This window comes from Niabella hirudinis (assembly GCF_051201075.1).
Classification (GTDB): Bacteria; Bacteroidota; Bacteroidia; order Chitinophagales; family Chitinophagaceae; genus Niabella; species Niabella hirudinis.
In genome coordinates, this window is the sequence record NZ_JBPEHJ010000004.1 from 97,166 (window position 1) to 114,846 (window position 17,681).

Consider the following 17,681-nt stretch of genomic DNA (forward strand, 5'->3'; position numbering starts at 1 on the left):
ATAATTCGTTTTTTAGAACTCCACGTTTATCCCAAGGGTATAGGCCCTGGTATTGGGATAGTTGCCTAAGTAATCGCGTCCGAGGCTGTTTACCGTTTCGGGATTAGGGCCCGAGTAGCGCGAAATAAGTAACGGGTTTTTCACCGTAAAATAAACCCGGGCATTGCGCAGCCGGAGGGTGCTGTTGAGCCAGGTTTTGCTGAAATTATACCCGAGCGTGGCGCTGTTGAATTTTATATACGAACCATCCTCCTCAAACAGGCTCTGACCGTCCCTCAGCGATTCGGTGCCGGTGTTCACCAAAAAAGGATTGGGGTACCGGGCATTGGTATGACCCGCGCGGTAATAATCCACATCACTGATATCTACAAAAGTGGCCGGAAGATCTACCGTACCATCTCCGTTTTCATCCTTCAGCTCCAGCGGATCCTGGTAGTTGCGCAGCCGCTGCGAAAGCGCGTTATTGCGAAGGGTCCGGTCAAACAGCAGGGAGCCACTTACCGTAAGGTTAAAGTTTTTATACATAACCATGCCGCCAAAGCCCCCGGTAAAAACCGGCTCAAAGCTGCCGCCCACCTGCAGGTCGTTTCCGTCAATCACATAGTTGCCATCCACATCTTTAAAGTACGTATCTCCTGCCTGGAAATAAGAAGTGGTATAGCCATTACGATACCCCAGCCCCGTTACCGGATCTACCGGTACATCCTTATCTGCGGCAAAGACGCCCTGCGATATCAGCAGGTAATTGTTTTGCCCCGCACCCACACGGGCAATTACGGAGTTATTATCGCTGTACCAAACAAGGGCATTGGCCGGCAGCCGGCGTACAATTTGTTTGATGGCCGATCCGTTCACATATACATTCCAGTTAAAATCCTTGCCGGGGCGGGCGGGCCGGAAGGTAAGCGATACCTCCAGCCCCCGGTTGGTAAGGGCCGCATCGTTGGAAAATGTTTTTTGAAAACCCGTAGCATCCGCCAGCGGTGTTTCGTAAATAAGGTCGTCTATATTTTTTTCGTACATATTAAAAGAGAGGCCTACCCTGTTGGCAAATAAATAAAAATCGCCCCCCAGGTTCTTGGTCTCCACGCGCTCCGGCCGCAGATCGGGGTTAGGCAGGTAGCCCAGTATAGGGCCAATGCGTACCACATTGTTATAGGCGCCTCTTACCCCAAACTGGCCCTGCGAGGCATAAATATTGGATGTAGGCCGCAGGTTAATACCATAGGTAAAACGCAGGGCGGCTGAAGTGACCCATTTTACATTTTGCATAAATTTTTCCTTCTCTATATTCCAGCGTAATCCCATGGAGGGGTTACGCGCCCAGCGGCTGTTGGCGCCGGCGTAGGAACTTCCATCCTGCCGGTAGCTAAAATCGATGATGTATTTTTTATTAAAATTATACTGCAGGTTGGCCGCTACCGCAATCGTATGCGTTGTTTCATACTCATTGGTACCCGGGCCGCTATTGTATTGAACTCCGGCATAGTTGGAGTACCAGGAGTTGTAACCAAAAGGCCCCCAGTAATAATCGTTGGGACCATTGCGGTTTTCAATTACGTAGCCGGTGCTGTTGTCAACTGTTAACTCGCTGAATACCGAGGCGTATACGGTGTGCTGATCGTTATAGGTTTGCGTATAATTGACCTGGCTGCGGTTATACAAACTGGAGCGCCGGGCAGAATAACCATAAAGCCGGGTACGGTTGGCATCCGCCGCTGCTGGTTTAAAAAAGTCTTCGCTGTCCATGGTATAATCATAACTGGTATTGGAACTCAGCCGCACATTTTTTATGATTTCGTAGGAGGCATCCACAAAGGAGCGAAAATTATGTGTTTTAGCATCATTGGTACTATAAATGGCCCCTGAGAACTGGGATACGTCCAGGAAAAAAGAGGGTCCCGGCAACAGGGATGATGCCACATTGGATCCTGCGCCCACTTCGGTAAGCCCGTTGCCACTCCCCTTCAGCTTGTTGCCGATAGCTGCAAAAACCTGTGCATTGATCCTGAATTTTTCGTTGGGGTTGAAGCCTAAACTCATGGTAGCCGCATAACGATCGAAACCGGTGTTGCGGATAACGCCTCGTTCAGAATAATAGTTCATGTTTGCTTTATAGTTCAGCACCTGGTCGCCGCCGGCAAGAGAAAGGTTGTGCGAGTGGTTATAAGTGGGGGTATAATAAATGCCCTGCCAGTTAGTAGCGTTGTTATAAAAGGGATTCAAACTGTCTGAAATAAAGGGCTGTTTGTTGATCTGGTAAATATACCCGTAGTCACCATTATTGTATACGGTATTTACCCGAAGCAGGCGCTCCTCCTGCCCCCCGATGGTATTGCGCAGGGGCGGCACCGTGTTCAAAAAGAAATTACCTACATAGGTGATGATGGGTATTTTGGATTTACCCTTCTTGGTGGTAATTACAATAACCCCGTTGGCGCCGCGCGAACCATAAAGCGATGCTGCCTGCGCATCGAGCATTACATCTACCGTTTCAATATCTTCCACGGGAATGAGCGACAGCGGACTGGTACCCGGCCCAATGGACTGGAAGCCGTATTCAAAACCGGCATCTGCATCAATGGGTACACCATCGACAATATACAGGGGCGAGTTGGCATTTACATAGGCGTCATTGCCTGCTCCCGTGGCTCCGATACTGGAGAGCCCCCGGATGGTGGCAGCGCCCCTGAAGCCCGGAGCTCCTGTATTCATCTGCACATTTAACCCTGCCACACGGCCCTGCATCAGCTCCTCCAGGTTGGCCGAAGGAATGTCTTTGATATCATCCGCCGTAATGCGCGTGATGGCTCCCGTGATGGTTTCCTTTTGTTTGCGCTGGTACCCTACAATCACAACCTGGTTCATATCGCCGGCAGAACGTTCCAGTTCAAACAGCAGTGTATCCGAAGGCTCCTTCCTTGCGGTGACAAACCCTGCATAAGATACCTCAATCAACTCTCCCGGCTTGAGTTGCACACTAAAATTTCCGAGCTGATCGGTAGTAATAAGAGCCCGGAGCACCCGCCCTTTCCAGGCGCTGATGGTAGCGCCGTTCAAAGGCTCTTTCGTATCTGCCGCTATTACCCTACCGGTGGCCTTGATGGTTTGGCCCTGCAGCTGGCCGCCTACGATGCCCAGCAGGAATAAGCAGGCTATGAATCTGTATATCGTTCCTTTCATATCTTTTGTTGTTCGCAGTTATTAATCGTTCTCAAACTTCAGGTTCTTTTTGAAATGAAAGACAATGTCCCAGTCTCCCTGTTCATAAATAGAAAAATTGAGACCAAACACGCCATTACGCAGGCTGTTGCCAAAGCCCCTGCGGGGATACTCAAACAATACCCGGGCCAGGCCGCCCGAAGCATATTTGGTAGTAATAGGCGTAAGCGGTATGGGATAAGCCGCATCGTATTTTACATAGCTGCTGGTCATTTGCATATTGAACCCATGTATCAGCTCCGTCCATTTGGTGTTGCTGAACTTAGCGGGGTTGATGGGCAGCGAATCCTTATCCAGGAAACGGAAAGTAAGTGAGCTTCCATTGCCTGTTTTTCGAAAATACACCGCGGTCATATAAGGCTGCAAAAGACTGTCTGTAGTATAATAGAGGTTAGTGGAAGTACTTAGACGCACCTGTTTGGGAACGGTAATGGAAGTTGTATTGACCGGCGGATAGGTTTGAAAATTTTCGGTAAGCGGCATCCGGGTTTCTTTATTGTACTCAAAAGGCTCATACGGTATTTCTTTATACGGGAGCAGTTTCTGATTGGCAAACAGCTTGCTGGCCCCGGTATTATTAGACACCATAATATCAAAAAGATAAAGGGAATCCGTATTGGGCTTTCCATGAATAAGGGCCGATGAAGCCGCCGCAAATACCAGGTCGCCCGAGCCGGGGCGGATGGTGAAATAGGGCTTTTGCACTTCCTGCCGCTTGGCTTCAATTTCGGCCAGGGAAGTTTCGAGGCCTGTATAACGCCCCGTCCAATCCTTTACAGTAACCGATGCCGTAAGCTCGGGAGCGGGGCTACCACCGGCATGGCGTAGGTTGCGCAGTTCAAAATTGAGCGGATAGCTGGACTTATCGGCATTAAACTGTGTTAACACCAGGAGGTTTCTTCCCAGTATGGGCGTGTACGTATCTGTAGCAAAGCCAACTCTGGAACTAAGGTATTCTGTTACAGGAGGCGTTTTCTTGCATCCCGTAATCAGTGCCAGTGCCAGCACAGCGCTTAAAAGATAATTGCGTTTTTTGTTCATGCCCGTTAATTTTTATTCAGTTTTACGTCTTCAATAATGATGTACCGTCCCGCAGGTGAGCTGGTTTGGTCGTATTGATAATCGAGGTGCAGGATAAATTTATCCCGGTCAAAATAGCTGGGGCCATGTTTTTTAAGCGTAGCATTGGCCTGGGCTGTTGCAGGATCTATGGCGGTTACACTATCGCGGTTGTCTAAGGTGATCTTTATTTTATACAGCACATTACCAATATAGTCGGCCCCGTCCATAATCACTTCATTAGCCGACACTGCTGATACGCGCTTACCATTCCGCAAAGCGGCTGTAGCCAACGGCCCCCAGGCCCGGGTGGTTCCATTGGGTAAATACAGTGTACCGGCGGAGTAATAATAGTAGTCGCTCCAATAGTTCTGCCGTTCTGCTGCACGAATATGAAACGTGCCGAACCCAAAAATATGACCGGGCTCCAGCACATGTACAATCCCATTGGACAATTGGATGTCGGTAGTACTGGTACGGCTGCTCGACCAGTCTTCCTCCCATTTTGAGCTATAGGTAAAGCTGTACTTGAGCACATTGCTGCCTCCGTTCTCTACGCCTTCGGTGCTGGCCGTTTGCTGTATAACATTGGTGGTACGGTCTCCAACGGTACGCAGGTAGATGCCATCCCTGTTTTCTGCAATGGCATCCGCCGTCCAGCTGCCCCTTGTTATATAATACTCCAGCAGCTGCCGCAACGAGGAGCTGTCAATATCCTTCAAAGCCACGGGGCCAAGGCCCTGACCGCTGCGGCGGTTGTTATAATTGACCAGGGCACTGCTGATACTGGCATCAGAAGGAATGAAGAAGGTCACATTCTGGGTGGCCAGGGTATCTTTTAAGCCGGATTTATTAATGATAAAAAGCAGCGAATCGAAACCCCGCCCCTGCCTTTGCAGGTACTCATATACGTTGTAAGGAAGCTTATTGCCGGCCGGGTCATCATTCCGGTAGGTGCTGTCTTTTTTGCAGGCAACGCCTGCCACCAACAACAGCAGGCAGAGCATGTAATAATATTTTGCCGTATTCATGGTATTCATATTCAATATTATTTCCAGTAACTGTTTTGCTGCAGGGACGGGTTATTGATCAGTGTGTTCTTTGAAAGCGGCCACAGTCCTGCACCCTGGTCCATTTGCTCTTTTGATAAACCGGCATACAGGTACGCCCGCTGGTTACGCACCAGGTCAAACCAGCGTTGCCCTTCGCCCAGCAGTTCCCGTTGCCGTTCCTTTAAAATGGCATTGAGCAGGTTGCCTCCCGTTTGCGGGTTAAATTCGGCAAGCCCGCGCCGGGTGCGCACCGCATTCAGGTACACCGTGGCATTATTCAGATCATTGAGATAATACAGTGCTTCCGCCCTCAGCAACACGATATCTTCATAACGCGTAATGACAATGGCCGATTGAAAATTATTGAACAGCGGATCCTGGGTAAATGTGCGGGCCTTTATCTTGCTGAACATCGGTACCGGGTTGCTGAAATTCTGAAAATAGCCTCCGCTTACCGCTCCTGCCACGCTAATAGCAAAGCGCTGATCATTGGGCTCATTAAAGATCTGCAAAACCGAATCGGCCGGTATATACACCTCGGGCACCGTTTTATCTACCAGCGGTGTACTGAGTGTCCAGTCTTCTATATGTCCCTTTGCTGCCGACTCCTGGTAACGTGCATCTGCCGTGAGCGAAAAAATAACCCCATTACCCAGGGCGCTGAACACACCATTGGTTTCTGCGGTAAGTGTAGAGGATGAGGTAAACGTATACTTGCCCAGGCTGGTATTTTCATATACCAATCTTGCATTGGACTCGCAGGCGGCATAGTTGCCCCGCCACGCATACAAGTGCGCCAGCATGGCATAACAGGCGGCTTTGGATGCAATACAGGAAAGCCAGAAGCTGCCCGCCTGGTCATAATAAATACCTATCTGCTCGGGTTGGTTGCCATCATAATTCCACGGAAGGTTTACGGCCGCCGCAATAAATTCCTGTTCAACAAAGTCGAGTATTTTTGACTGCGGATCTCTTGACCGGCCGGCAAAGCTACCGTCTACAGCATCTGTAATCAACGGCGCATCGCCCCAGATACGCACAATATAGAAGTAAGCCAGGGCCCGCAGAAAACGTACAGAAGCCATATCTACCTTCATATTTTGCTCGTTGTAACGAAAGTCTTTTTGGAGCACCTGCGGCAATTTTTGCAAACAAAGGTTGGCCTGCGCAATTACCGCATAAAAACGGCGCCAGTCCTTCCACTCCTCAAGGGTAGCAAACTGAGCGCTGAGCTGCTGCGTGGTTACGGCACTGATGTCGGCGCGACTGGTCGCTTTAAAGTTGCCGGCCCGCAGCTCTCCATAAGCAAAAAAAGCATTTTCGTTGGCCAGGGCGGCGCGCATAAGCCCGTAGGCGGCAAACACGCCGGAGCGGGCGTCATTGCGTTGTTGCCACATATTATTTTCAGGCACCTGGTGGCGTGAGGGCAGGTTCAATTCCTTTCCGCAACGGGCAGAAAGAACAATCAAAAAAAGCCACAGAATATTGTACAATTTCATAGAAATCTTATTTTATTAAAGGTCTAACTGCAGGCCAACGGAAAAGCTTCGGGCAAAGGGAATGCCGTACCCATCATCGTACCCCATGTAGTTCGAAAGCTCGGGATCGCGACCGGTATAAGGCGTAACAGTAAACAGGTTGTTGGCGGTGATATAGGCTTTCATTGATTCGATCTTTGCTTTTTTTACCCAGACCAGATCCTTCATATTGTAAGAAAGCAGTACTGATTTGAGCTTCAGGAAATCTGCTTTTTCCAAAAACAGGGTTTGGTCCCGCTGGTAAGGCTGTACCAGGCTCCATGGATTGTAAAGCGGGTATTTTTCACGGTCGGGGATCTGTGTCCAAAAGGTAATTTCCTTTACCCCGCTCATACTGCCCGATACTTCCCGGTTAGCAAAATCAAAGCGGTTGGCGGTGGCCTCATTTACCAGGTATTTACCCAGGGCAAAAGAGGTGAGCAAGTTCAATTCCCAGTTTTTATAGCTGAACGACTGGTTGAAGGCCCCACTGATTTTGGGATACATATTACCCTGAAATACCCGGTCGTTATCATCCACAATAAAATCGCCGTTTACATCCTTCCATCGGGGATCGCCTTTTTTCATTGCAATACCATAGTAGGTCAAACGCTGATTGGTAGCCGGGTTGAGGGGCACCGCTGCATCACTATCATAAACACCTTCATTTTGCAGCAGCCAGTAAGCATCTACCCTTTGTCCCTTTTGCAGACGGCGGCCATCGGCTGTAATGCTGTTGAGTCCATCGGGCAGGGCAGCAATACGGTTGTTGTTCCAATGCAGCAACAGGTTGGGGCTCCATTTAAAGGTGCTGTTTCCCATGGAGGTTCCTACATTGGCTTCCAGGCCGGTGTTCTTTACTGCCAACCCATTCTTATATTGCTTTGTAAAACCATATTCCGTGGGTACCGGTACAGGGGCCACCATATTTTTATCATTGCGCAAATAATAAGCCACCGCAATATTCCACCGGTTGCCAATGCCCAGCTCAAAACCAATATGGGCCTGGTCTGCATAAGACCAGTCAATACCCCACCCGGTATATCCCCGGTTAAAGGGAAGCGTAAGTGTAGGCATCGATCCATAAGACGGTATAAACGGCGCCCCGTTATAGCCGTTATCTACCGTATACACGGGTCCGTATCCGTAACTATCGTTATCAAATAACCGGCCGGTGCGGCCAATGCCGGCTTTCAATTTGAGCAGGGAAAATGCAGGGCTTAACCCCCATTGGTCTTTCAGATCCCAGGCCAGGGCCAGGGAAGGCGATGTAAACCACCAGTACCCGTTCTGAAAATAAGAAGATCCCTGCCGGTTTACAGCAGCTGTAAGTTCATACCGGTTTCTAAACATCAGGTTGGCACGTCCCGAAAAGGAAACCAGGTTGTGGTTCAGGTAATCCTTAAAGGCAAATACCGTCCCTTCCTGGAAGGATGGAGAGGAGCCTCCGGCAATGATTTTGACAAAATCGGATCCGCCGCGGTATCCCTTTATATAATCGTACTTACGGCGATCCCACTGTGCCTCTGCAGCACCTGTAAGCTGCAATACGATATCTTCCCCAAGGCCGGCCTTATAGCTGATTTCGTTTTTCCAGGCCGATCGTTTATCCAGCCCTATAAAATAGGAAGCAAAATTATTGCCGTCATTCACCGTAGTAGGAAAATACAGGTCCCGGTTATTATCATGATAGTTCATCAGGAAGGAGCTACTGAGTTTCCAGTTTTTTAACTGGTAGGCGGCTTTAATCATACCGGCCAGGAAATGATCCTGGTTTTTATCGAAGGACCAGCGATCCAGCAATGCATAGTAGTTGGACAAATATTCTTTATTGGGCGAAAGCGGCGCCAGAAGAGAGGGCAGGTATTCCTGCTCTGCAAAACGATCACGCAGGAAGGTGTTGCGGGTCCTGTCTGTAAGCCCCAGTTGTATTTGTGTGGTTACGGTAAGGTTATCAAAAGGCACCATACCAATGTTGGCCGACACATTGTACCGGTCGGCGCCGGTATTGCGCATAATACCGCTTTCGCGCACATTGCCCAGGCCCAGCCTGAAATAAGCCCGCTCTGTACCACCGGAGATGGCGGCGTTGATGGAATGCTGCCAGGCATTTTGATAATAAAGATCATCCCAGTTTGCAGGGCCATAATAAACCGCATTGGAGGAGTCGGCTAAATAGGCCGGAAAGGCAGCCTGCTGCTGTGGCGTGGCATAAGCATCATAAAACGGCTTTCTGAAATCACGCTCGTAACGGCCGTTTGCGGTTTTTATATTGTCCGGGCGCAGCAAAACCCCACCGTATAAATTTACATGAACGCGATACTTTCCGGGGCTGGGCTTCCGGCTATGAATCAATACCACACCATCGATGCCCTGCACACCGTAGGAGGCAATATCTGCAGGATCTTTTAATACCTCTATGGATTCAATATCGTTGATGTTTAACATAGCGGTAATGTCCGTTTCTGAACCGACCCGTTCATAGTCATACTGCTTAATGCCAAACGGAAACGCATGGTTTTGTATCAACGGTATGCCATCCACCACATATAATGGCGCAATGGAATAGATATCGCTTTGCCTGGAAACAGGCGCATGCAGTCCCCGCACCAGCAGCCAGGCGGGTATGCCGGGCTCAGAAGACTTCCGCAAAGTGGTAACGCCGGCCACTTTTGCATCCAGCAATGCCGGCAACGTGATGGCAGGCAGGTAGGGCAACAGCTCCGTGGGCGGACGGTTCAGGCCTCTGAATACGGTATCCTTTACAACCTGCGGTTGCACCCTGCTGCTGTCCTGTGCGGTAAGGCGGCAGGTAATGGATATAAGGAGAACAGCAAAAAATAGTCTGATGATTTTTTTGTCACACATACAGTTCGGTTAAAGTCTGGTTCTCGTCCTGGCTCTTTTACAATCGTTGATAAGTACCATATCAAACTTAACGTAAAAAAATAATATTTTCAAATATTAGGCAACTTTTTTTTCGCGACAGGAAATTTTTATTTATCCATAAATAAAAAGACCACCCGGCTTCCGGAAACCAGATCAAAATACCGCAAGGACATTTTGCAGGAAAGGCTTTTAATACTGCCTCATTTGTTTTTACTGCCTGGATATTTCGCTTTTATACGCTCATCACTTTCGGGCCGGAACTGTTCCCGGCTTCTTCTCTTTATAATAAAAACAGCGATCCCTACCAATAGCAGGGCGATGGCGGCCAATCCTATTCCTTGTATGATTTCGGTGATTGATCCTGATGGTTGCAGCAGTTTTCTCATTTGACATTAATTGATGTTGTTCCTGATAACCCCAAAGGTAGCGGTTTGGTAGAAATTTGTTGTCACAAATGACAACTGGTGACGGAAGCGCAACTTTTGAAGAAATTAGGCTTGAAAATCAAGCAGCTAAGGACTGACAAAGGAATGTCGCAGTCTGAATTCGGCCTGGAAATTCAAATGGAGAAGTCAAATGTCTCGCGGATGGAGGCGGGCAATCATAACCTGAAAATTGGCACGTTACTAAGAGTGGCCAACGCATTGGAAATTTCGCTTCCCGAACTTGTTGATGTCCGTTAGCGTTGCCAAAACAGTATGGCATTAACGGGATTACTACCCCTTTAAAGCCGCGTTAAAGCACGCCTATAGCAGTTATAGGGACTACCCCAATGCCATTTTCAAACAGCATTCTAAGCGTGCAATGCTGTTCTTTGAAAAGTTGCAGATTGAGCGCTTATTTAAAATTCAGACAGGCGCTGAATTTTGTCAATACATTTTTGGATTGATAAACCGGAATATATATATTTGCGCTCCGCCAGCAGCAGAAGGCCGTTGGTCCAGCGGATTTGAAATACTTCACAGGGGGGATTAGCTCAGTTGGCTAGAGCGCTTGCATGGCATGCAAGAGGTCGTCGGTTCGACTCCGATATCCTCCACTTAATCATCAAAGTCTTACGATATTCGTAAGACTTTTTTTATGCTGCCTTGTCTCTGGGTAATATCGGATCACTTCAAATTTGGGTATCAAATGGGGATCGTTCAGGAACATGAATGTGTTTACACAGCTTCCTGCAAGGCGGAACTGTCTACATCGGTTTACACCGGCTTTGCCATTTTTTTATTGCCCGTATTTTGTCCTCCTGCCTCCGCTTTACGCAGGCAGGATGCCGCCTGGTGCAGCAGCTGCCCTACCCTGTCCGCGGCTTTTTCGCTGATGATGTAGGTGGCTACTTTTTGGATCAGTACGGGAGCAACCAACCGCGACAGCCATCCCGCCCGGCGCAGGATTCCTTTGCGGATCACCAGGTCCGTAAGCCTGGTAACCCCCATTGACACCAACGGATTTGAGCGATCGGCGTTCCAGATTTTGCGAGTGGTTTTGGCCACCTGGCTGATGGGATTAAACGCCTCCTTTATTTCCTCAACAGATTGCCGCAACTCCGTTTTATGTTGCTTTAACCTGGCTTTAAGCCGGGCCTTTTCCTGCATGAGCTCCTCATGCGTAGTAATAATGGGCTTAGTCATAGATATTCTTGATGATGATATTACGGATCAATGGCTGAATCGTTTTTTTACTCAGCAGCAGTATCAGCAGTAAAATAAGCAAGAGAAATCCCGCCACAATAAAAAAACCAAGCATGGGATTGCCCAGCGCCTGCCCGATCCAATAACTGGCGCCAAAGCCGATAAACAGAAAGATAAAAAAGGCAAGCCCTGTAACAAGCCCCAGGACTAAAAAGGAGGATCCCAGTTTACTGCCCTTATCCACAATATTCAGCACTGACAGCCGGTAATAGGTTTTTGCAATTCCCTCTACATCTTCTGCAACGGTCTCCAGCTTCTCTTTCAGTTCAAGCATAGTTTGCGTTTTATTAGTTACAAAAAAAGGCTGCCTCAAAAGTATATTGTTCTTTCTGAACCAAGGTTCCGGACGCAACAACAAACTTTCAGACAACCTGCTTATAAAAAAGCCATTATTTTTTATATCATCCTACTTATTGGCATACTCATCAGCCAGGTCATTGTACTCGCCTTTAAGTTCATCATAGCTATCCCGGGTCTGGCCTTTAAACCGCTTGTAACCTTTTTTAGCTTTTTCAGCGGCCTTATGCGACAGATCCGAAAGGCTCTCCTTACCCGATGCAATCAGGCTTCCCAGGGAGTCGGCCCAATCATTGGCAGTATTTTTCATTTTTTTACGCGTCTTTTTGCCTTCATCAGTGTAAAACAGCAACCCGATTGCAATGCCCGCCACTGCAGCGCCGGCGATGCCCAAAAGGTACTTATCTCTATTTTTCATAAACTTCCTTTTTATTTTAGTTTTAATAATCGGTTATTACTTACAAACCCTAAAAAACCGTACCAAAAAAAATTAATCGCCCAGGTTTTCAACCTCCTTATTCAGCCAGCGTTTTACGGCAGCAGTAGTTACGGATTTGGGGCGCTCCAGCGGCATGCCCAAAGCGCGGTCCCAGCAAAGGCTCGATAATACGCCCAGCGCGCGGCTTACGGCAAAGAGCACAGTGTAGTACTCGTATTCCTCCATTCCATAATGCACCAGCAATGCGCCGCTGTGTGCATCCACATTGGGCCAGGGATTCTTCACCTTTCCCAGCGATTGCAGGATTCCGGGAACCGTTTCATAAATTCTCCACACCGTATTTACCAGCGGATCATCCGGCATGTGTTTTTTACCAAATTCCATTTGAGCAGTAAAGCGGGGGTCCGTCTGACGCAGCACGGCATGACCGTATCCCGGTACTACCTTTCCTTCGCCCAGGGTTTTTTTCACATATTCGGCTATCTGTTCCGCTGTGGGCGCCTCCGTATTCAATTCTTTTTGCATTTCGAAGATCCACTTGATCACTTCCTGGTTTGCCAGCCCATGCAGGGGGCCCGCCAAACCGTTCATACCGGCTGCATAGCTCAGGTAGGGGTCACTTAATGCCGAGCCTACCAGATGCGTTGCATGGGCCGACACATTTCCGCCTTCATGATCGGCATGAATGACCATGTACAACCGCATCAGTTCTTTAAATTCTTCATTGTCGTATCCCAACATATGGGCAAAATTGGCGGCCCAGTCGAGCATTCCATCGGGTTGCACTGCTTTACCCCCCTTGTATTTACGGCGGTAAACAAATGCAGCGATATGCGGAAGCCGTGCAATCAGGTTGAGCGTATCTTCCAATGTTGCTTCCCAGTATTCCTTTTTGGAGAATCCTGCTGCATAGCGTTTCGCAAAAACACTTTCTGCCTGCAGTGCCATAACGCCCACTACAAACTGCGTCATAGGATGAGTATCCCTCGGCAGGGCCTTCATGGTATCAAACACATAGGTTGGCACGTGGCTGCGCCGTTGCAAAATAGCACTCAGATTTTCCACATCTTCTTCGCTGGGGATTTCGCCAATCATCATGAGGTAAAACAGGGCCTCCGGAAGCGGTTCAGTGCCCCCTTTGGCTTTTGGCAGCTGTTCTCTCAACTCAGGAATGGAACGTCTTCTAAAACGGATACCGTCCTGGGCGTCAAGCAGGGAGGTTTCGCTCACCAGCGCGGTCATCCCCCGCATTCCCTGATAAATCTGCGCCAGCGTGGTTTCCCCGATAACTGTATTCCCATGTTCCTGGAGCAGGGTCTTGATCTCCGCACCCAGCTTATCCGCCTGCTCTTTAAACTTCACTTTGAATTCTTCCATATATGCTCTTCGTCTTAACTATTAAAAAAATGGTTTGCGCTAAAGATAGTTAAAGGCAATTGCCACAACAAATTATATTTCAGTATTTTTCAATGGACATTACAGGCTTAACAAAAAAAAAGAAAAACAGTTTAAAAATACATGCTCCGGTGCCTGGTCTGTTCCAGGTGAAGACGGTTGACGTTGCGGAACCGCTTTCGTATCGGGCTCATCGCTTCTGTCTCAAATCTTCGTTCTTAAATCAGATTATTTAGGCGCTGCGGTGTAGAGCCGGAGCGCCACCAGAGAAAAGAAGAGGTTGGGCATCCAGGCAGCCAGCAGCGGCGGAAAACTTCCCTTAGTAGAAAACACTGTAGAAAACTGGTCGGCCAAAATGAATACAGCCGCAATTACGATTCCCAGGGCCAGGTGCATACCGCTTCCCCCGCGGGTTTTCCGGCTGGCAATTACAGCGCCAATAAAGGTAAGCAGCAACACTGTAAAAGGGGTCGAAGTCCTTTTATACAATTCTACCTTCAGAGCGTTCAATCCTTCGGTGCCCCTTAATTGCTCATTTTTGATCAGGCGTTTTAGTCCGGGCGTGGTCAGTTTATCTTTCAGGTATTCGTCTTTGATCAGCTCGTCCGGGGCCATATTTAACCGCACCACTTTTTCTTTGAGGTGGGTGATCCGCTCTCCCAGGCTATCCACGCGGCGTTCTACCACGTTTTCGGCCACCCACCTCCGCATTTTTTTGGTCGTATCCCAACGTACTGATTCTGCACGCAGGTTGTACACAACCTTGCCTTTTTTCACCCGGTCCATAAAAAACGCCCCGCTCTTTTGAGTAAGGGCATCAAAATTCTTAACTCCCATATAGGTGATACTATCTACCCGCTTATAAAAGCAGGTGCTGCAGGCACTCTCTGAGCGGTTCTTGAGCGGATCATTTTTATCAATATACGTCTTCCGGAAGTTGCTCATAATATTATTGGCCATCGGGATAAAATAGGCCCGGCCAAAAAAAAGCAAGGTAGCCAGCAGCAATCCGCCAATCATATAAGGCCGTAGGAAACGCGTAAAGCGGGTACCACTGGCAAGGATGGCGATCACCTCCGAACGCAGCGCCATTTTACTGGTAAAGAAGATAACAGCGATAAATACGAACAGCGGAAACAATAAACTCCAGATATACGGGATGAACCCCATATAATATTTGGTAAAGATCTGCCAGGAGGAAAGACCCGACTTTACAAAATCATCCGATTTTTCACTGGTATCAATGGCTACGGCAATCACCGTAAACAACAACATGCAAAAGACAAACGATATCAACAGTTTGTTTAATATGTACCAGTCCAGTTTCTTCATGAAATATATAAGCTGTAAAAGTAACCGAAAAAAAGATATTCCTTACAGCCGCGTTTTTAACTTAACAATCATTTGATTTTTCCAGGTGCTGTAGCTGCCGGCGATGATCTGCCCGCGGGCCTCCTGTACCAGCCAAAGGTAAAAAGCCAGGTTATGCACGCTGGCAATGGTAAGAGCCAGTAGCTCTCCGCTTTTGAACAGGTGCCGCAGGTAGGCCTTACTGTACCCGTTGCTCATCGGGTTGGGTAGGCCCGCATCGATGGGCGAATAATCAAATTCCCATTTCTTATTATCGATATTGATGACGCCTTCCGTTGTAAACAGCATGGCATTACGCCCGTTGCGGGTGGGCATTACACAGTCAAACATATCGATGCCCATGCCAATGCATTCAAGAATGTTCCAGGGGGTGCCCACACCCATCAGGTAACGGGGCTTATGTGCCGGCAGATGCTGGCAACACCAGTCGCAGATCTCGTACATCTTATCCTCCGGTTCACCTACGCTCAGCCCGCCGATGGCATTGCCCGGGGCATCCTTTTGAGTAACAAAATCGCAGGACTCCTTCCGCAGGTCTTTAAAAGTAGCGCCCTGCACAATGGGGAACAGGTTTTGAGTATAACCATATTTATCGGGTGTAGTCGTAAACCGGTCAAAGCAGCGATTCAGCCAGCGATGCGTCAGATCCAGACTTTTGCGGGCGTAGCTGTACTCGCTGCCGCCAGGGGGGCACTCGTCAAACGCCATAATAATATCCCCCCCTATTACCCGCTGAATGTCCATTACCCGCTCCGGGGTAAACAGGTGTTTGCTGCCATCGATATGCGAAGCAAAGGTTACCCCCTCCTCTTTAATCTTACGGGTGCCCGCCAGTGAAAATACCTGAAACCCGCCGCTATCCGTAAGGATGGGCCGGTGCCACTGGTTAAACTGGTGCAGTCCTCCCGCTTTCTCCAGCACCTCCAACCCCGGCCGCAGGTACAGGTGATAGGTATTGCCCAGGATGATCTGGGCCCGCACCTCGTTTTCGAGCTGTGCCTGGGTAACCGCTTTAACCGACCCTGCTGTGCCTACCGGCATAAAAATAGGAGTTTCGATCAACCCATGGTCGGTCTGAATAAGCCCTGCTCTTGCGGCTGACCCGCTATCCGTATGCTGTAGCTGAAAATTGAGTTGCGCCATAAATGGCCGCAAATTTAACACAATGGCTGAATGTAGGAATTTGAAAATGTGAAAATGTGGAAATTTGAAAATGGGGAATGTGGGAATGAGTCAATAGTGAATGGTCAATCAATACCGTTTCCTTAAAGTATGACACAGGGAAAGTTGACGAGCTGCCTGCAACTATTCTGAGAAATCCGTGAGCAATACAGTAGACGTTTATGTGAAGGAAACGACATTGATTTGGGATTTGGGATCCTCCGGCCGGCATTCATTACATCAGAAATCAGATTTTAGTACTCAAATGAAGATGCTGTTGGTTTTCGGAAAACGGCGGCCGTGGAAACCGGGAGTAAAGTGCCTGCTTCCGGTGTTCAACGGATCTTACCTGAAACCTGCCCGTCCGGTCAGGCGGGCTTTAAACTTTGAACCTGAAATTTGAAACCTGAAACCAGGAACAAAAGTTACCTATATTTGCGACATGCCGGATCTAACCCCTGGATATATTATATTTATTGCATTGCTGCTTTTTACGGCTGTTCTCCTCTTCTATTATTTTTATTTTTTTTTGCGGCTGGCGCTTTTCAGGCCCCAAAAACGCAATACCACGCAGCAGCAGCCCGTAAGCATTATTGTATGCGGAAAGGACGAAGCCCGCAATTTTGCCCGCAATATTCCCGGTCTCATCTTCCAGGAGTATACCAGCAGCCACCAGATACTGGTGGTAAACGACAATTCAGTTGACGACAGCAGGTTTATCCTGCAGGAGCTGAATGCCAAATACGGTGGCCTTTCGATTTTGAATCTCCGGCAAAACGCACAACATATCCCGGGTAAAAAATATCCCTTGTCGATGGGCATCCGCGAAGCGGTGCACGAAATTCTCCTGCTTACCGATGCCGACTGCGTACCCTCAACTGAACACTGGCTGCAAAAAATGCAGGAACCCTATGCAGATGGCGCCGATATTGTACTGGGCTACGGCGCTTATCATAAACATCCGGGGCTCCTGAATAAACTGATCCGCTATGAAACCTTCCATAGTGCGCTCCAATACCTGTCCTACGCCCTGGCCGGCATCCCCTACATGGGGGTGGGCCGGAACCTGAGCTATAAAAAAAGCCTTTTTTTAAACAATAAAGGCTTTTCCTCCATCAACCATCTGCCGGGCGGCGATGACGACCTTTTCATCAATAAGGTAGCCAATTCAAAAAATACGGCCATCGTAATTGACCCCGCAGCGCATACGCTAAGCAGCCCCAAAACAACCTGGAAGGAGTGGAAATATCAAAAGACCCGTCATTTTAGCACATCAAAGTACTATAAACCAAAACACAAGATAATCTTAGGATTATACAGCTTATCTCATTTTTTATTTTATTTTTTGGTGGTCGCCTGCTGTATCGGGTTCAGTGGGTGGGTGGGACTGGGCATCCTGGCAGGAAAATCCATCATCCAGCAGCTTATCTTTGCCCGGGTAATGAAGCAGCTCAACGAGCGCGATCTCCGCAAATGGGTGCTGATAATGGACCTTTGGATGGTGCTGTATTACCTGCTTTTTGCGCCCATGCTGATCAAAAAAGAAAAAAAAACCTGGAATTAATTCCCCTGCTGTTGCGAAAGCAACAAT

Annotated in this window: 14 protein-coding genes and 1 tRNA gene; 3 read left to right on the forward strand and 12 right to left on the reverse strand. The window is 48.4% G+C overall.

Going from position 1 to position 17,681, the window contains the following annotated elements; translation table 11 throughout:
* Nucleotides 1-12: 12 nt before the first annotated feature.
* From GGU45_RS09400 to GGU45_RS09425, 6 genes are all read right to left on the reverse strand, one after another.
* Nucleotides 13-3,183: a SusC/RagA family TonB-linked outer membrane protein gene (locus GGU45_RS09400; RefSeq protein ID WP_435224098.1), complete on the reverse strand. Its 3,171-nt coding sequence runs from the start codon at nt 3,181-3,183 to the stop codon at nt 13-15.
* Nucleotides 3,184-3,204: 21 nt separating this feature from the next.
* A complete protein-coding gene (locus GGU45_RS09405) occupies nt 3,205-4,263 on the reverse strand; it encodes a DUF5007 domain-containing protein (RefSeq protein WP_435224099.1) in 1,059 nt (352 codons plus the stop codon).
* 5 nt (nt 4,264-4,268) lie between these two features.
* Nucleotides 4,269-5,321, reverse strand: a complete 1,053-nt coding sequence (locus GGU45_RS09410) for a fasciclin domain-containing protein (RefSeq protein ID WP_435224101.1) — start codon at nt 5,319-5,321, stop codon at nt 4,269-4,271.
* A gap of 8 nt (nt 5,322-5,329) precedes the next feature.
* Entirely contained in the window at nt 5,330-6,832 is a 1,503-nt protein-coding gene (locus GGU45_RS09415) for a RagB/SusD family nutrient uptake outer membrane protein (RefSeq protein WP_435224103.1), read from the reverse strand.
* 15 nt (nt 6,833-6,847) lie between these two features.
* Nucleotides 6,848-9,718 (reverse strand): SusC/RagA family TonB-linked outer membrane protein, encoded by a 2,871-nt coding sequence (locus tag GGU45_RS09420; RefSeq protein WP_435224105.1) that lies wholly within the window; start codon nt 9,716-9,718, stop codon nt 6,848-6,850.
* Between the two features lie 221 nt (nt 9,719-9,939).
* Entirely contained in the window at nt 9,940-10,125 is a 186-nt protein-coding gene (locus tag GGU45_RS09425) for a hypothetical protein (RefSeq protein WP_435224107.1), read from the reverse strand.
* A gap of 78 nt (nt 10,126-10,203) precedes the next feature.
* Between GGU45_RS09425 and GGU45_RS09430 the strand changes: the two genes are divergently transcribed.
* Both GGU45_RS09430 and GGU45_RS09435 read left to right on the forward strand, forming a co-directional pair.
* Nucleotides 10,204-10,422: a helix-turn-helix domain-containing protein gene (locus tag GGU45_RS09430; protein WP_435224109.1), complete on the forward strand. Its 219-nt coding sequence runs from the start codon at nt 10,204-10,206 to the stop codon at nt 10,420-10,422.
* Between the two features lie 282 nt (nt 10,423-10,704).
* A tRNA-Ala gene (locus GGU45_RS09435) sits at nt 10,705-10,778 on the forward strand.
* Nucleotides 10,779-10,938: 160 nt separating this feature from the next.
* Here GGU45_RS09435 and GGU45_RS09440 read toward each other — a convergent pair.
* From GGU45_RS09440 to tgt, 6 genes are all read right to left on the reverse strand, one after another.
* The gene (locus GGU45_RS09440; protein ID WP_435224111.1) at nt 10,939-11,367 is read right to left on the reverse strand and encodes a hypothetical protein; all 429 of its coding nucleotides are present in this window, start codon (nt 11,365-11,367) and stop codon (nt 10,939-10,941) included.
* Nucleotides 11,360-11,701, reverse strand: coding sequence for a phage holin family protein (locus GGU45_RS09445; protein ID WP_435224112.1), 342 nt, complete (start codon nt 11,699-11,701; stop codon nt 11,360-11,362). The genes GGU45_RS09440 and GGU45_RS09445 overlap by 8 nt, the downstream gene beginning before the upstream one ends.
* Nucleotides 11,702-11,833: 132 nt before the next feature.
* Nucleotides 11,834-12,142 (reverse strand): YtxH domain-containing protein, encoded by a 309-nt coding sequence (locus tag GGU45_RS09450; RefSeq protein ID WP_435224114.1) that lies wholly within the window; start codon nt 12,140-12,142, stop codon nt 11,834-11,836.
* Between the two features lie 72 nt (nt 12,143-12,214).
* Entirely contained in the window at nt 12,215-13,540 is a 1,326-nt protein-coding gene (locus GGU45_RS09455; protein WP_435224116.1) for a citrate (Si)-synthase, eukaryotic, read from the reverse strand.
* A 246-nt stretch (nt 13,541-13,786) separates the two neighbouring features.
* Nucleotides 13,787-14,890 carry an LptF/LptG family permease gene (locus tag GGU45_RS09460; RefSeq protein ID WP_435224118.1) on the reverse strand — a complete coding sequence of 368 codons (1,104 nt, stop codon included), beginning with the start codon at nt 14,888-14,890 and terminating at the stop codon, nt 13,787-13,789.
* A 42-nt stretch (nt 14,891-14,932) separates the two neighbouring features.
* Nucleotides 14,933-16,072 carry a tRNA guanosine(34) transglycosylase Tgt gene (tgt, locus tag GGU45_RS09465; protein WP_435224120.1) on the reverse strand — a complete coding sequence of 380 codons (1,140 nt, stop codon included), beginning with the start codon at nt 16,070-16,072 and terminating at the stop codon, nt 14,933-14,935.
* A 460-nt stretch (nt 16,073-16,532) separates the two neighbouring features.
* On the opposite strand from tgt, the gene GGU45_RS09470 reads away from it, so the two are divergent.
* Nucleotides 16,533-17,654: a glycosyltransferase gene (locus tag GGU45_RS09470; RefSeq protein WP_435224122.1), complete on the forward strand. Its 1,122-nt coding sequence runs from the start codon at nt 16,533-16,535 to the stop codon at nt 17,652-17,654.
* Nucleotides 17,655-17,681 lie beyond the last annotated feature (27 nt).

What these genes read in the sequence shown, in the direction of transcription:
- GGU45_RS09400 (WP_435224098.1), bottom strand. Translation starts at nt 3,183, where the DNA reads ATGAAAGGAACGATATACAGATTCATAGCCTGCTTATTCCTGCTGGGC.
- GGU45_RS09405 (WP_435224099.1), bottom strand. Translation starts at nt 4,263, where the DNA reads ATGAACAAAAAACGCAATTATCTTTTAAGCGCTGTGCTGGCACTGGCA.
- GGU45_RS09410 (WP_435224101.1), bottom strand. Translation starts at nt 5,321, where the DNA reads ATGAATACCATGAATACGGCAAAATATTATTACATGCTCTGCCTGCTG.
- GGU45_RS09415 (WP_435224103.1), bottom strand. Translation starts at nt 6,832, where the DNA reads ATGAAATTGTACAATATTCTGTGGCTTTTTTTGATTGTTCTTTCTGCC.
- GGU45_RS09420 (WP_435224105.1), bottom strand. Translation starts at nt 9,718, where the DNA reads ATGTGTGACAAAAAAATCATCAGACTATTTTTTGCTGTTCTCCTTATA.
- GGU45_RS09425 (WP_435224107.1), bottom strand. Translation starts at nt 10,125, where the DNA reads ATGAGAAAACTGCTGCAACCATCAGGATCAATCACCGAAATCATACAA.
- GGU45_RS09440 (WP_435224111.1), bottom strand. Translation starts at nt 11,367, where the DNA reads ATGACTAAGCCCATTATTACTACGCATGAGGAGCTCATGCAGGAAAAG.
- GGU45_RS09445 (WP_435224112.1), bottom strand. Translation starts at nt 11,701, where the DNA reads ATGCTTGAACTGAAAGAGAAGCTGGAGACCGTTGCAGAAGATGTAGAG.
- GGU45_RS09450 (WP_435224114.1), bottom strand. Translation starts at nt 12,142, where the DNA reads ATGAAAAATAGAGATAAGTACCTTTTGGGCATCGCCGGCGCTGCAGTG.
- GGU45_RS09455 (WP_435224116.1), bottom strand. Translation starts at nt 13,540, where the DNA reads ATGGAAGAATTCAAAGTGAAGTTTAAAGAGCAGGCGGATAAGCTGGGT.
- GGU45_RS09460 (WP_435224118.1), bottom strand. Translation starts at nt 14,890, where the DNA reads ATGAAGAAACTGGACTGGTACATATTAAACAAACTGTTGATATCGTTT.
- tgt (WP_435224120.1), bottom strand. Translation starts at nt 16,072, where the DNA reads ATGGCGCAACTCAATTTTCAGCTACAGCATACGGATAGCGGGTCAGCC.
- GGU45_RS09470 (WP_435224122.1), top strand. Translation starts at nt 16,533, where the DNA reads ATGCCGGATCTAACCCCTGGATATATTATATTTATTGCATTGCTGCTT.